Source organism: Microcoleus sp. N9_A2, from assembly GCF_036701775.1.
In the GTDB taxonomy this organism is placed as follows: domain Bacteria; phylum Cyanobacteriota; class Cyanobacteriia; order Cyanobacteriales; family Microcoleaceae; genus Microcoleus.
The window spans coordinates 43,073-56,330 of the sequence record NZ_JAUBRH010000045.1 but is presented as its reverse complement, the minus strand read 5'-3'; the positions used below and the strand labels follow the sequence as shown (position 1 = coordinate 56,330).

General features: G+C 43.6%; 12 protein-coding genes. 7 read left to right on the top strand and 5 right to left on the bottom strand.

Features of this window, described 5'->3' with window-relative positions:
- The first annotated feature begins 30 nt into the window (after nucleotides 1-30).
- From QUA44_RS22000 to QUA44_RS21975, 6 genes are all read left to right on the top strand, one after another.
- On the top strand, nucleotides 31-246 hold the full coding sequence (locus QUA44_RS22000) for a hypothetical protein (RefSeq protein ID WP_333254067.1): 216 nt from the start codon (nucleotides 31-33) through the stop codon (nucleotides 244-246).
- A gap of 76 nt (nucleotides 247-322) precedes the next feature.
- Complete coding sequence (locus QUA44_RS21995; RefSeq protein WP_333254061.1) at nucleotides 323-649, top strand: DUF433 domain-containing protein; 327 nt, start codon at nucleotides 323-325, stop codon at nucleotides 647-649.
- A gap of 193 nt (nucleotides 650-842) precedes the next feature.
- Nucleotides 843-2,018 (top strand): exonuclease SbcCD subunit D, encoded by a 1,176-nt coding sequence (locus QUA44_RS21990; RefSeq protein ID WP_333254059.1) that lies wholly within the window; start codon nucleotides 843-845, stop codon nucleotides 2,016-2,018.
- A 139-nt stretch (nucleotides 2,019-2,157) separates the two neighbouring features.
- Entirely contained in the window at nucleotides 2,158-5,199 is a 3,042-nt protein-coding gene (locus QUA44_RS21985) for an SMC family ATPase (protein ID WP_333254057.1), read from the top strand.
- A 180-nt stretch (nucleotides 5,200-5,379) separates the two neighbouring features.
- On the top strand, nucleotides 5,380-6,549 hold the full coding sequence (locus QUA44_RS21980) for a pyridoxal phosphate-dependent aminotransferase (RefSeq protein ID WP_333254055.1): 1,170 nt from the start codon (nucleotides 5,380-5,382) through the stop codon (nucleotides 6,547-6,549).
- Between the two features lie 16 nt (nucleotides 6,550-6,565).
- Nucleotides 6,566-8,464 (top strand): aminopeptidase P family protein, encoded by a 1,899-nt coding sequence (locus QUA44_RS21975; RefSeq protein WP_333254053.1) that lies wholly within the window; start codon nucleotides 6,566-6,568, stop codon nucleotides 8,462-8,464.
- A 123-nt stretch (nucleotides 8,465-8,587) separates the two neighbouring features.
- Here QUA44_RS21975 and QUA44_RS21970 read toward each other — a convergent pair whose 3' ends face one another.
- The 5 genes from QUA44_RS21970 to QUA44_RS21950 all read right to left on the bottom strand — a co-directional run bounded on the left by QUA44_RS21970 (nucleotide 8,588) and on the right by QUA44_RS21950 (nucleotide 11,985).
- Nucleotides 8,588-9,757 (bottom strand): hypothetical protein, encoded by a 1,170-nt coding sequence (locus QUA44_RS21970; RefSeq protein WP_333254051.1) that lies wholly within the window; start codon nucleotides 9,755-9,757, stop codon nucleotides 8,588-8,590.
- Between the two features lie 6 nt (nucleotides 9,758-9,763).
- Nucleotides 9,764-10,180, bottom strand: coding sequence for a hypothetical protein (locus QUA44_RS21965; RefSeq protein WP_333276713.1), 417 nt, complete (start codon nucleotides 10,178-10,180; stop codon nucleotides 9,764-9,766).
- 393 nt (nucleotides 10,181-10,573) lie between these two features.
- Nucleotides 10,574-11,437, bottom strand: coding sequence for an Npun_R2479 family HD domain-containing metalloprotein (locus tag QUA44_RS21960; protein WP_333254047.1), 864 nt, complete (start codon nucleotides 11,435-11,437; stop codon nucleotides 10,574-10,576).
- 234 nt (nucleotides 11,438-11,671) lie between these two features.
- The gene (locus QUA44_RS21955) at nucleotides 11,672-11,758 is read right to left on the bottom strand and encodes a Mo-dependent nitrogenase C-terminal domain-containing protein (RefSeq protein ID WP_333254065.1); all 87 of its coding nucleotides are present in this window, start codon (nucleotides 11,756-11,758) and stop codon (nucleotides 11,672-11,674) included.
- Nucleotides 11,743-11,985, bottom strand: coding sequence for a hypothetical protein (locus QUA44_RS21950; protein WP_333254069.1), 243 nt, complete (start codon nucleotides 11,983-11,985; stop codon nucleotides 11,743-11,745). The genes QUA44_RS21955 and QUA44_RS21950 overlap by 16 nt, the downstream gene beginning before the upstream one ends.
- A gap of 324 nt (nucleotides 11,986-12,309) precedes the next feature.
- Between QUA44_RS21950 and QUA44_RS21945 the strand changes: the two genes are divergently transcribed.
- Nucleotides 12,310-13,125, top strand: a complete 816-nt coding sequence (locus tag QUA44_RS21945; RefSeq protein ID WP_333254044.1) for a cobyrinic acid a,c-diamide synthase — start codon at nucleotides 12,310-12,312, stop codon at nucleotides 13,123-13,125.
- The last annotated feature ends 133 nt before the right edge of the window (nucleotides 13,126-13,258 follow it).

The window sequence follows — 13,258 nt, the reverse complement described above, 5'->3', positions numbered from 1 at the left end:
CTTTGATGGCAGCATCAACGAGCAAATCGACTGATTGATCCAAGAATCCCCGCGCCTTCAAGGCCGGGGAGTGTCAAGTTAACAGGGATTGATGAAACTGTTTCGCAAACTATTCATGCGCGACATTCTTTTGTGGCATCTGAAATTATGTGGAATATGCGGTTTGTAGATATTCTTTTGAAATCGGCGACGGGAGGGCGGGTGGTTGATTATACTCGGTTTCACGATGTGAAGCCTGTGGAATGAATGTTTTAATTGAGCCAATGCTAGAATACCTGTATGGCAAAACAAGTTAATATTTATGAACTCAATAACTGCGAACATGACACTAAAAGAATTGCAACCGCAACTCTTGGCTTTAACTCCTGAAGAGAAGGCTCAAGCTATAGAATTACTAGCCCAAAGTTTAAGAAAATTTGGGTCTGGAATTCAAAATACTCCCGGCGTGTGCGGTGGCGATGCTTGCATCAGACAAACGCGAATTCCTGTTTGGGTGCTGGTGAATGCTCGCCGTTTAGGTATTTCTGAAGCTGAACTGTTAGAAGACTATCCGACTCTGCGTGCCACTGATTTGGCGAATGCTTGGGCTTATGCTGAGGCATATCCTGATGAGATTGAAATAGCAATTAGAGAACAGGAAGAGGCATAAACAGTGGCAGATATTTATAGCGAGATCGCACAAAGCGTTAAAACTGAGATATTTTACCATTTCAAATCAGGCTTTTATGAACGGGCAAGATGCCCGTTCCACAAGAAATTCATTCTTTGTGGAACGGGCATCTTGCCCGTTCTTGAAAATGGTACAACATCTCAGTTAAAATAAACAAAAAACTCCTTGTACTATGCGAATACTTCATACTGCTGACTGGCATTTAGGGCGGCGTTTCCGAGGAATCGATCGCACTTTTGAAATTGCGATCGCCCTGGAACAGATTTTGAAACAAGCCAAAGCCCTCGATGTCGATGCTGTGTTGGTTGCCGGAGACATTTTTGACGTTCCCAACCCGACCGCCTACGCTGAACGCATTGCCTATCACTTTTTCTGCGAACTCCAAGCTGCCGGAATTCCCGCAATTGCGATCGCCGGCAATCACGATTCAGCATCCCGCATCGACAGCATCGCCCAACTGCTATCCCTCGCCGGCGTTCGCGCTTTAGGTAAACCCAGGCGATCGGCAGACGGCGGCACGATTACTCTTAATACAAAAAGTGGTAAACTGTGCGTGGGAGCAATGCCTTTTGCTTCCGAACAAAGACTGTTAGATGCTAATTCTCTCTGGCACTCCGGCGACGCTAACCGCCGCCAAGATTACCGCGAAATCGTAGCAGATTTACTGCAAAATTTAACCACAGATTTTCGCGACAATACGGTGAATATGCTGATGGGACACATGAGCATTGACGGCGCTCGCTTGGCTAAATCCGAAGTCGCTTACTACACGCGAGAAAAATACCTGCTGTCATCGCAAACTCTGCCGCCGGAAGCTCAGTATGTCGCCCTCGGACACATCCACATTCACCAGCGCATTGCTAAGAATTCCCCAGCTTATTATTCCGGTTCTTTGATTCAGTTAGATTTCGGAGAAGCGGAACAGGAAAAAGGATTTTGCTTGATCGAAGTTGAGCCTGGAAGTCAGGCTAAGGTAGAATTTAGACCTGTAGCTTGCCACAAACCGTTAAAAGTGCTTCAATGTCATAATGACAATCTCGATCAAATTTTAGAAGCTCATCAATATCATCCTGGTTTCTTGAAGGTAATTGTCGAACTGGACAGCCCGCAAATCGGATTAGCCGATCGCGTCCGCCAAATCTGTTCTCAAGCGCTGTTAATTGAGCCGCGCTATCGGGATGCACCGCTAGAAGCAACAGAGAACACTAATATCGATCCCAATAATTTCGATCCTGCCGCAGAGTTCTGCAACTATTATCAAAACCGCTTGGGAACGACTCCGCAACCCGCTGTATTGGAGGGATTTCAGAATTTGTACAAGAAGTTTAAGGAAACAGTTAATAGTTAAATTGGTAATTGGTAATTGGTAATTGGTAATTGGTAATTCTTTGCCATTGCTAGTGATTCCCCGAACGGACTTGATAAGTGCCATAGCACTCGAAACAACATAATTGTAAAAATTCCCAAATCTCAAATCTAAAATCAGTATGCGTCCCCTAGAACTTTTACTCGAAGGATTTACCAGTTTCCGCCGCGAACAGCGTTTAGATTTTTCTCAACTCGATTTGTTTGCAATTACTGGTGCTACAGGTGCGGGCAAATCTTCACTGTTAGATGCCATGACTTACGCTCTTTTTGGCATGACAACTCGCAGCGGCAAGCAAGTAGGCGATTTGGCAAGTCAAGGTAGTAAAAATTTAAAGGTGCAGTTGCGTTTTGCTGTGGGTTCTGCCCAGTATCGGGTGACGCGGACATGGCGTTTTCGTCCAAAAACTCCTGAAAATAAGGTGATTTTGGACTGCTGGCAAAACGGCGAATGGGAAACTTTGGGGACGAGTATTGTTGCAGTGCAAAATACGATTGAACAAATTTTAGGAATGGATTTTGATACTTTTACGCGAGCAATTATTCTGCCTCAAGGAAAGTTTGATGAGTTTATTAAAGGGGATACTTCTAAACGCCGGGAAATTTTGCGGCAGCTAGCGGGATTTGAGATTTTTGAGCAGATGCGGAAGGAAGCAAACGAACTCGCAAAGTTGCTGAAACAGGAACGGGAAATGGTGGAAAGGCAGTTAGCTGAGTTGAGCGCGCCGACGGCGGATGAGGTGGATCTAAAGCGATCGCAACTTTTGATTTTAGAGCAGCAGTTACCTGAGTTCGATCGCGCTGTGATGAAAGCTCAGAAGGCGTTAGATGAAGAGGAACAGCTATTTTCGCAAATCGCTCGCTGGCAAGAGTTACAACAACAACTGACTGAATTAAATGCTAATTCCGCCGAGGTGACAATTTTAGCACAGCGTTTAGAAAGAGCGCAAGCTGCCAATCATTTACAGGGAGATTGGGCTTTAGTGCGATCGGCTCGCAGTCAGTATGAAACTGCCGAAAGTGCCTCGGTGGCAGCGCGAAAGCAGTTAATTAAAGCTCGCTCTGAGCTAGCAGTAGAGCAGCAGCAACTTGACGCGGTAAAAGCCAAAGAAGAGGTGCTAGCGCCACAAATTAAGGCTCGCGAAAATGCTCTAGCTGCTGCTAAAGTATATGAAGAACAGCGTGCTCAATTAGAAAAAGAAGTTGCGCTTGCCCAAAAAATTCAACAGGAAAAACTCCGCTTTTTTATGGCAGCAGATAAAGACCTGCAAGCTGCTAACACTAAAATTCAAGGTGCGGGTTTTCGAGTTACTCAAGCAGCGGCACAGCTCGAACAGTATTCGCTGGGAGGAAAGCGTTTAGAGCAATTGCAGCAAATTTCACCCTTATTGATGGAAATTCAGCTAATTACCAAGCAGCAAAAGACTCAGCAAGAACAGTTGGATAAATCTCTGGCAGAGAAGGAAAGCGCTCAACAAAATTATGTGGAGGCTACTACTAATTTAGAAGCAGTTGAACTCAGGCTAAAAGAGTGCGCCCGTGAGTTAGATGTGGCCCAAACCGCTAATGCGGAAGCGGCACGTTTAGAGAGTGTTTCCGCTATCAGAATGTCGCTGAATTCTGGGGATACTTGCCCGGTGTGCGGGGGGGTGCATCCTGAGAGCGAGATCCTCCCTCCTTTGCCGAATTCTAATATTGTCGATGTCGCTGGTTTGCGGCAGAAATTGGCGACGGCAAATCAGGTTTTTCAAGATGCTCAAAGGTTGGCGGCTGAGGCAAAAAGTGCAGTTGCAGCCTGCCTGCAAAAAGAGTCGGAAATTGCTCAAATGCTCGAATTAACTGCGAATAGAGTTGCTCAATTGCAGCAGGAAATCACTCAAGTGCTGGAAAATCCTCAGTGGGAAAGCTTGGGGTTGCAGCAGGAGTTGGCAATCCTTAAAGAGAGCGATCGCCAATACCGCCAAACCGAACAGCAGTTCCAACTGGCATCATTGGAATATGATAATTTTCAGCAAAGATTTAATTTTGCGGTGGCCACTCAAGCTGCTAAACAGCAAGAATATCAAGATGCGATCGCCGAATCAGACCGCCGCCACCAGCAGTTGCAAAGTTGTGTAAATGCGCTTTATCAAATTACCGAATATCAACCTTATGCTAATTTAGCAAAAGCCTTAGAACAAGACAAGCAAGAATTGGCAAATCTACTGAAAGTTGCTGAAAAATCTTATCAAAGTGCTCAAAATACTGTTATTCAAGCTGCCGAGAGAGAGCAACAAGCTGGAGAAGTTTTTGGACAAGCCCAAGCCCAGAAACAGCAGCTCAACCTGGATTGGACTACAAAATTAACAGCGGCTGATTTCACAGAAGAGACATTTTTAGCAGCGGTTGCGACAGTTAAAGAACAATCGCAATGGGAAAACGCTATTCGCTCTCACCGCGAATCAAAAATTCAGTTAGAGACGCGGGCGAAAGATTTGAGCGAGGCGATCGCAGGCCGAACTACCGATGAGAATACTTTAGCACAAGTGCGATCGGCAAAACATACCGCCCAAGAAAACCTCAAACAAGCCAACAACAACCGCGCCGAACTGTTAGCTTGGATTCAAGTAGCAGCTCAAAATCTCGAACAAGCCGAAAGACTGTCACAGCAAATTACAAATTTCACAGAACAAGAGCAAACCTATCACACCTTAGCGCAGAATCTCAAATCCAACGAATTTCAATCCTACATTTTAGAACATTTAGAAGCAGAATTAGTCGGCAGCGCCACCTTGATTTTGCAAGAATTAACCGAAAATCGCTACAAACTAAAAAACCAAGAAGGCGAATATTGGGTAACAGATAATTGGAACGGCGGCGAAGCGAGACGAGTCCGCACCCTTTCCGGCGGCGAAACCTTTGCCACTTCGCTATCAATGGCTTTAGCTTTATCAGAAAAACTATCTCAAGGAGCTCAATTGGGCAGCTTATTTCTCGATGAAGGATTCGGCACTTTAGACGCAGAAACCCTCGAAAGCGTTACTCAAATTTTAGAATCTTTGCGGCAGCGAGACAGGCTGATTGGAGTGATTACCCACGTTCAAGGATTAGGCGAAAGATTGCCCGCACAAATTAAAGTTTTTAAATCCCCGCAAGGCTCTAGAATAGAAGTTGAAAGAGTTTAGAAGACTCGGCGGTTGAAACCGCGTCTACACAAGCAAAACCCGGATGGTGCGCGGGTTGAAGAAAAAATGGTTAAAATTAAATTGTTTTCTTCAGTCGGCGGAGGCCGACTTCCCTCGTGTAGACGCGGTTTCAACCGCCGTCTACAAAGAAATTTTATCCTAAAAACAGAGTTAAATTAAATGAAGATTTACAAAACTCGAATGCAATCGGTACAATCGCCAATAATTCCCGTAGTAGGCGAACTAATCCGGCAAAATCCGGGAACGATATCATTAGGACAAGGCGTAGTTTACTACAATCCGCCCCAAGAATCCTTTAACAAAATCCCCGAATTCTTCGCAACTCCCGATAATCACAAATACAAAGCCGTGGAAGGAATTCCACAATTACAAGATGCTATCGCAGCCAAACTTAAAACTGATAACGACATAGAAATTAATAGCAAAAACTGCATTGTCGTTACCGCAGGCAGCAACATGGGATTTACCAACGCCATTCTCGCCATCACTTCGGCGGGAGACGAAGTTATTATCCAATCACCTTATTACTTCAACCACGAAATGGCGGCAATCATGGCAAATTGCCGACCAGTGATAGTAGAAACCGACGCTAGCTATCAACTCAATATTGATGGCATAAAAAAAGCAATTACCGACAAAACGCGAGCAATTGTCACCATTTCACCCAACAACCCAACAGGCGTAGTTTATGATTCTGAATCACTGCGCGAAGTAAACGAAATTTGCCGCCAGCACAACATATATCACATCAGCGATGAAGCTTACGAATATTTTACTTATAACGGCGTCAAACACTCTTCGCCCGCCGCTTTTCCCCACAGCAGCGAACATACAATTTCTCTGTTTAGCCTCTCCAAAGCCTACGGTTTTGCGAGTTGGCGCATCGGGTATATGGTAATCCCAGAACATTTGCTGGTTTCGGTGAGGAAAATTCAAGATACAATCTTAATTTGTCCGCCGGTAATTTCTCAGTATGCAGCTTTGGGAGCCTTGCAAGTTGGTAGAGGTTACTGCGATAATTATGTAAGGGCGATCGCATCTGTGCGACAACTCGTATTAGACGAACTCAATACAATCCAAAATCTGTGTACAATTTCCCCAGCCTGCGGAGCATTCTACTTTTTCTTGAAAGTTGATACTGAAATCGATACAATCGAATTAGTAGAACAATTAATTCGCGAATATCATGTAGCAGTGCTTCCCGGTACAACCTTCGGCATGGATAGTGGCTGCTATTTACGGGTTGCTTACGGTGCTTTGGAAAAAGCAACCGCCACCGCAGGTATTAGGAGATTAGTTAAAGGTTTGAAGACAATTTTAAACAAGTAAAATAGGAAGATTCAACATGGTTGCCACTAATTTAAAAGCAAATACAAATATCCAAGATACCTGCGCTGCCAAACTGGCAGACTTGCGCGATTTGATGGCAGATGCTGAATTAGATTGCTATTACATCCCAGCGGTTGACGAACACTTAAATTTATCAGTTCCAGCAGCGAAGCAACGGCGAGCTTGGATTTGCGGTTTTACGGGTTCCGCCGGCGATTTGTTGGTTGGTAAAGATTCCGCTTGGTTGTTTGTGGATTCCCGCTATTACGAACAAGCTGAATTGCAAGTAGATCCTGCACTCATCGAAATCTCGAAAATCGGGTTAGAAGGAAATTTAACCTTAATTGAAATTTTAGAAAAACTGGCTGTAGAATCGGCAGAAAAATCAACTAAAATTAGATTTGGTTTTGACCCGTTTACTGTAGCGACAGAGCAATATCAAAATTGGGTAAAAAAATTCGCGAATGCGGGGATTGAGCTCATACCAATCCCGGAGAATTTGACAGACAAAGTGCGATCGCAAACTCCTTGGAAAACAGCAGAGACTTTACCCGCGATTGATGCAGAGCCCATATTTAGCTTACCTGTATCCCTGACAGGAGAAACCACCGCCGAAAAATTAGCCAGAGTCAAAGAAGCGATGCAACTCGCCAATATCGATGTGCTTCCGATTACCAACCTGAATCAAATAGCGTGGCTGTTCAATCTCCGAGGCTCGGATATTCCCCACATTCCCATTTTCATATCCTATGCCATTGTCACGACAGATTCAGCGTTTTTGTTTACAAATCCCGAACGAATTCCACTAGAAATTAAGCAAGAATTGCGGGCGGATATAACTTTGCTTCCCTACGCAGATTATCCGCATACATTAGAAACTTGCGTAAATTTGCCGAATAAAGTTCGGGTATTTTTAGACCCGAAACACAGCACAGCAGGCACGTACCAGTTAATCTTAAACCAGCAAGAAGCGCAGTTCTACAACATCGAAATAATTTTTAAGACACATCCGGTAGAAGGGATGAAAGCTCGGAAAAATCCTGTAGAAATCGAGCAGATGAAATCAGCCAATTTCAAAGCAAGCCGAGCGAAAGTTCTTACTTTAAAGTGGTTGAGTGAACAGCTAGAAAATGGTAAGGTAGTGACAGAGTTTGATGTCAAAGAAACCATCGAAAGTTTTTATCAGCAAGAAACGGATTTTCAGACTTTAACGTTTAGAACGATCGCAGGTGCGGGAGCAAATAGCTCGATCGTACATTACGGCACTCCCAGCCCGGAAATCACGTTAAAACCAGGAGAATTGCTGCTGCTGGACTCAGGCGCACAGTATCTAGCAGGAACAACCGACGACACGAGAACCCTGATTGTCGGGGAACCGACGGCGCTACAAATAGAACACTACACAACAGTGTTAATCGCCCACATCAACTGTGCACTGCAACAATTTCCCAAAGGTACAACTGGCTCGCAATTAGATGCGATCGCCCGTGCGGTATTATGGCAACAACAGCTAGACTACGGACACGGAACCGGGCACGGAGTCGGCGCATTTTTAGCCGGTCACGAAGGCCCCAACGGTATCAGCAAATCGGTACAATATCCCCTCGAACCGGGAATGGTAACGAGTATCGAACCGGGATATTACGAACCGGGATGGGGCGGAATTCGCCTCGAAAATCTCTATGTTGTCAGGGAAATGCCGTCAAAAAACGCTACGGTTTGGTACGGATTTGAACCGTTGACGTATATTCCCTTTGAAAGGAAATTGATTAATGTCGATCGACTGTCAAAGACTCAATTACAATGGTTGAACAACTATCACGCTTCGGTAGTCGAGAAACTCTCACCCGTACTTGATGCAGCAACAATCGCCTGGTTGAAAAAAGCCTGCGCTGCGTTAGGTAAAATTCAATAGGTTCAGTTAAGCCACATCCCCCCTTAAAAAGGGAGGGACAAAAGCTGCATCAAAGTCCCCCTTTTTAAGGGGGATTTAGGGGGATCTCCGGGCTATACAAACCGCTATCGCCAGCATATTCGATTATAATAAATTCGTTTTAAGCAAACGTCTTTTCAATGCAGAGCGACTGCTATATTTATTATGCAGTTGTTGAACCAGTGTGAAAAATTCAACTGTTTGGTTTTGATACTCCGCTAAATCTTGGAGTTTTAAAAGTAAAATCACTACTTCATCATAAGAGCTAGAAGTTCCTTTTTGAATAAGAGCGTCTATATCTTCCCAAGCAGCCGTTTTTCGCTTGGCCAAAGCTTCTAATTCTCTGATTCGTGCAGCTTTAGCTTCCTTTTCTCTTGTTTCGTCTTCTTGTTTTTCTTCCTTTTCTGCGCTTGCTAAAAGCTGACGAATTGTTCGTTTACCGGGATTCTGATCTTGCTTAATTTCTATCATTGCTGATAATTTGTTACGCAATTCAATAGAGAGATTAGATTCTCCTTTGAGTAACCGCAGTAAAAAACTATCAACTTCAGAACGATCAAGTTTTTTGATAGCTTCTGTGATGCTACTTTCGGGAATTGAAGGTTTAGTAACACTCGCACTGATTGCAGCTTTCAGTAGATGCTCATCCACTTCAAAAATATCGATAAAAGCCTGTAACGATGAAGATAACTTACCGAAATTAGGAGGAACAGGTGGCTCTAGTCCTTCTTTATCATCATTTTCATCATCATCATTTTCATCATCATCATCTCGCTCATCTTCATCTTCGTCGTCGTCGAATTCATCAAGATAGGTAATCCCTTTCAGCCAAGCCAAATAAAGTAAACGATAATCTCCCTGCAAAATTTCCTGGCGCAAACCTATCAAAGACGATAAATTTCCTTCTCCCTCTATCCACCCATCAAAACCTTCTTCCTCGTTAATAGAAATCTCTAAAATGACAAAATTATTAATTTCCGAAACCTCAACTATATCTTCAACGCAATATTGCCGCATCAGTTCGATATCAATCAAACCTTTGGGGAAACGAAACATTAGCTGTAACGATCCCCAATTAGCTATGTAAAACATAGCATCGAAATATTTGATTAATAATTGTTTTTCTTGGCCCGGTAAGTCTCCATAGCTATAGACAAAAATAGCTCTACTAGAGCTGATTTGCGCGCGACTAGAGAGTTGGCTGAGTGCTTCTTGTTCGGATTGAGTCAAACGTCGATCGACGCTTTGAAACTCGTAATATTGATATTCGCTCATTTTGGGTTATTGCAAGTACATAGAAGAGATCTTAAAGGCTTCTTCAGGCGTACCGTAGAAACTGCCATTTCTGAACATACAAGGCTCGTATTTTTCACTGCTATAGGCGTAAAACCCCAGAGTCCAAGCTTCTTCATCACTAAAGTAACGCAGCCGACACAGTTGAAGGGGGGTATTTCGCCTTCGTGCTAAATATTCTTCACGAGATATGCCAAGCTCTTTGCTCGGAAAATCTAGGGGTATCTCAGGTTCTGTATAGGCATCAATGTAACAAAACTGACTGCGAAAGCGGATGCCTAGGCGAGTGTACTTACCAGCGTAGTTAGCAGCAGCATAATCTAGAATACGCTGCTTCACCCGTTCTTGAACTGCGGGAGGGATTTTCACTCCTCCTGAATGTGGATCTTTTACCCAAGGGGACATTTCACTACTCTGGTAAACTGCTGACAAAGTTAGTGTAGAATAACTTGCTAACTTTAGTTGCTAAGATTTAATCAAACTTGATAATCAGACGCTCTAGTGGGCGATCGCCCGATTCAATATAATTGCCGATCACAAACAGATATCAATCATCTACATGGGTACACATTTTTTTACTCAACAATTGAAACCTTTGTGATGAGAGGCTTTTGAGCCTGTGTAAGTATATTTCCAGGGGGAATTTCTGATTCAAGGAAGCCCCGGTAAAAAAACAGAATACCCAGAACCACGACTTATTTAAGCGCTGCGGCGCTTTAAAAGAAGAGCATTTTACGTTTAATTAGAGCGACCTACTTATCTCAAAAAAGAACGATCGCCCTGACATCCACCCCAACCCTAGCTAACTACAGTCACCGCCGACTCTGGCACCTGAGAATGCTCCACCCGGAACACATTCGCGCTCAAATTAGCAACAACTTGTTTCCCCTGCTGCGTCAGTTCCAAATAGCCGATCGCATCCTTCACATATCGATAAACCACATTCCAATAAAACTTCGGATAACCATCCCGCAACTCCCCCGGATTCTGATAGCCCAAAACCAGATTTTGCCCAGTCTCCTCAAACTCATAAAACAGCGCCGCAATCTTTTGCAAATATCGTGGATCACTCAACTGACCAATTAAATCAGCAGCGCGAACTAAACCTGGATAATTGACAGTATCTTGATAATCTTCATCTGCAGGAACTGGGAAACGAGTTAGCTCAATATTACGCTTAACCAGCTCAGCATCAATCAGTTTGTGACCGCCAAAACGCTCGTCAATAAACATTTTTCCACGATCGACATGATAAGGCATCAAACTAGCATCCGTCGCCCCCGGAGGCAGCGTTAATTTCAGGTCGCCTATTCCCGTCGCATACAGTCCCAAATCTGTTCTATCTTGCCTGCAAACACCTTTAACATACCCGATATCGTGACATAGCAAAGCAATGTGGAAGTGCAGCCAATCTTCGCAGGAAACACCCCCTTCGCGGATGTGCTTCCCACCCAGAATTGCTTGTCCCACCAAGGTTACTAAAATAGTGTGTTCGACATTATGGTAAAGAGCATCGCTATTAGCAATATTTTCTAAAGCCATACTCGCCACCCAAGCAATAATCTCGCCATAGTCAGATTTAAACCCGCCGTAAGTGTGGCAGTAGCCTTCAATCAGGTGATTGACAAAAGCCTTAATCAGCAGCTCAGTTGCGTTAAACATATTCACTTCCCTGATCCCACGTAGATTATTAAATTATTTTTATAGTTATTGTTTTTGCTGCTACCGTTAGATGTATTTTTGGCTTAAGCGCCACGATGGATACCCACTCCTATCGAGAGGCATCCATTGATATTATCAACAATTATGGCTTAAATTATGGCTCTCGCAACTACCAGAGCGCAGACCCCATAAATAATTGATATCAATGGGCGATCGAGGTATGAGACCCCTCAATCAACAGTACGGCGTTACATCTTCCCCGCATACGTCAGCCAAAAACGAGAGCAATCGAAAACGCAACCCCACTAATTCCTCATACACATGATTAAGCTTGCATATAGGCGGTATGTAGAAAAGATGGTGTCCCAATAACTAGATATCTCTCTCACAATGATACCCGGAGGGTATAAGTTGGCACACCACTGAGTTACTGGTGGCTCTCCCACTGCAATGCTATCGAGCCACTGTCGCACTGGTTGCACGAGGCGAACGCGAAAAGTTAAGTCTTGGCACTGATTTTCCGGGAAAATACTTGTAGTAAAATTCATGATTTGTCTCAGTAATCCTTACTAACAAAAACTTATGAATCACCCGACTTAATCCTCAACGAAACCCGCTGTTGCTCCGGTGACGTGAATAAGTTTTATCCGTGACACTCGCCGCCCCCAAATGTGATGCGAAGGGCTAGCATTTGTGATTGAAAATTCGCAAAAGTGTGAGACAGATCACGCCCTCTGTTCCCTACAGAATGTATATTTAGATAGATGGCAATAAAATAAGACAGAATAACTTGCAGCCCTCCCTCGCAGCTCCCCTCTCCTATCATCTGCGATCTACTGCTCTGTATACTTACTAATATAAGGTTTCAGGCAATGATTCAACAAAAACATAAATATGCCGACCTTGCTCAACTCCCCCACACAGATACCGTGCTCCAAAAACTCCCTGTAGAAGTTAAAGATTGGGCTCAAAGCTTGCCTTGGAACCAACGGCGTTATGTCTTGTCCCTCTGCTACATATTGTGTGCATCTACTCCCGACTTGCAAGCCGAATTTTTAGATAATTATACAGCCGACGGTTTAGTATCAAAAATGTTTGAAGATGTAGATACTCTACAGCGAGTCAAAGAGTATTTAATCAGATTTAGAGTCAAAAAAGAATTAAACGAATCAGATTTAAGAAGCTACATCAAACAATTTTATATCCACTCAGCTCAACAATCGCGCCGAGAAACAGACCAATATTTAGAATCTGCACTCCGCTTCGTCTTGAGTACAGAAGAACGCAATAATGTTTTTAACTACATTTTGGGCTTTGAATTTATTAAAATTGCGTTTCAAATGAGCTGGTTGCAACACGAAAGATTAGCGAGACTGCAAAAAAATCAGTCCCAGTTTATTGAAACCTATATCAAGCCGATTCAACACGCACACAGAATTAATGGCATAATTCTACCGAAAGACGAGAGAATTTTTTTTGCCAGACGCACCTATTACGTTCAACTACCTAACATTTCCTACAGAAGGCTCATTGAGTTAGTCATGGCAACTTTTACTACAGAAATGGTGAGTAATTGCGGATTTTCTATCAGCCGCCACTCTCAAGCTCTGCGTTTTGACTGCGATTACATTTATGATCCAGAACCAGAAGAAGAAAGATTTCCTACTGACTTGCAATTTATTCATTGACTTTAGGTAGTAATTTGTACCCTACGTTGCTTTTTTCTCTTTACTTTTAGTTTGGCGTTGGGTACAGGAGAGTTTTTGAAACATGGGACTTGTAGTCGGTAAGTTAAAACCGAATTTTTCAGCCGGATTTGAT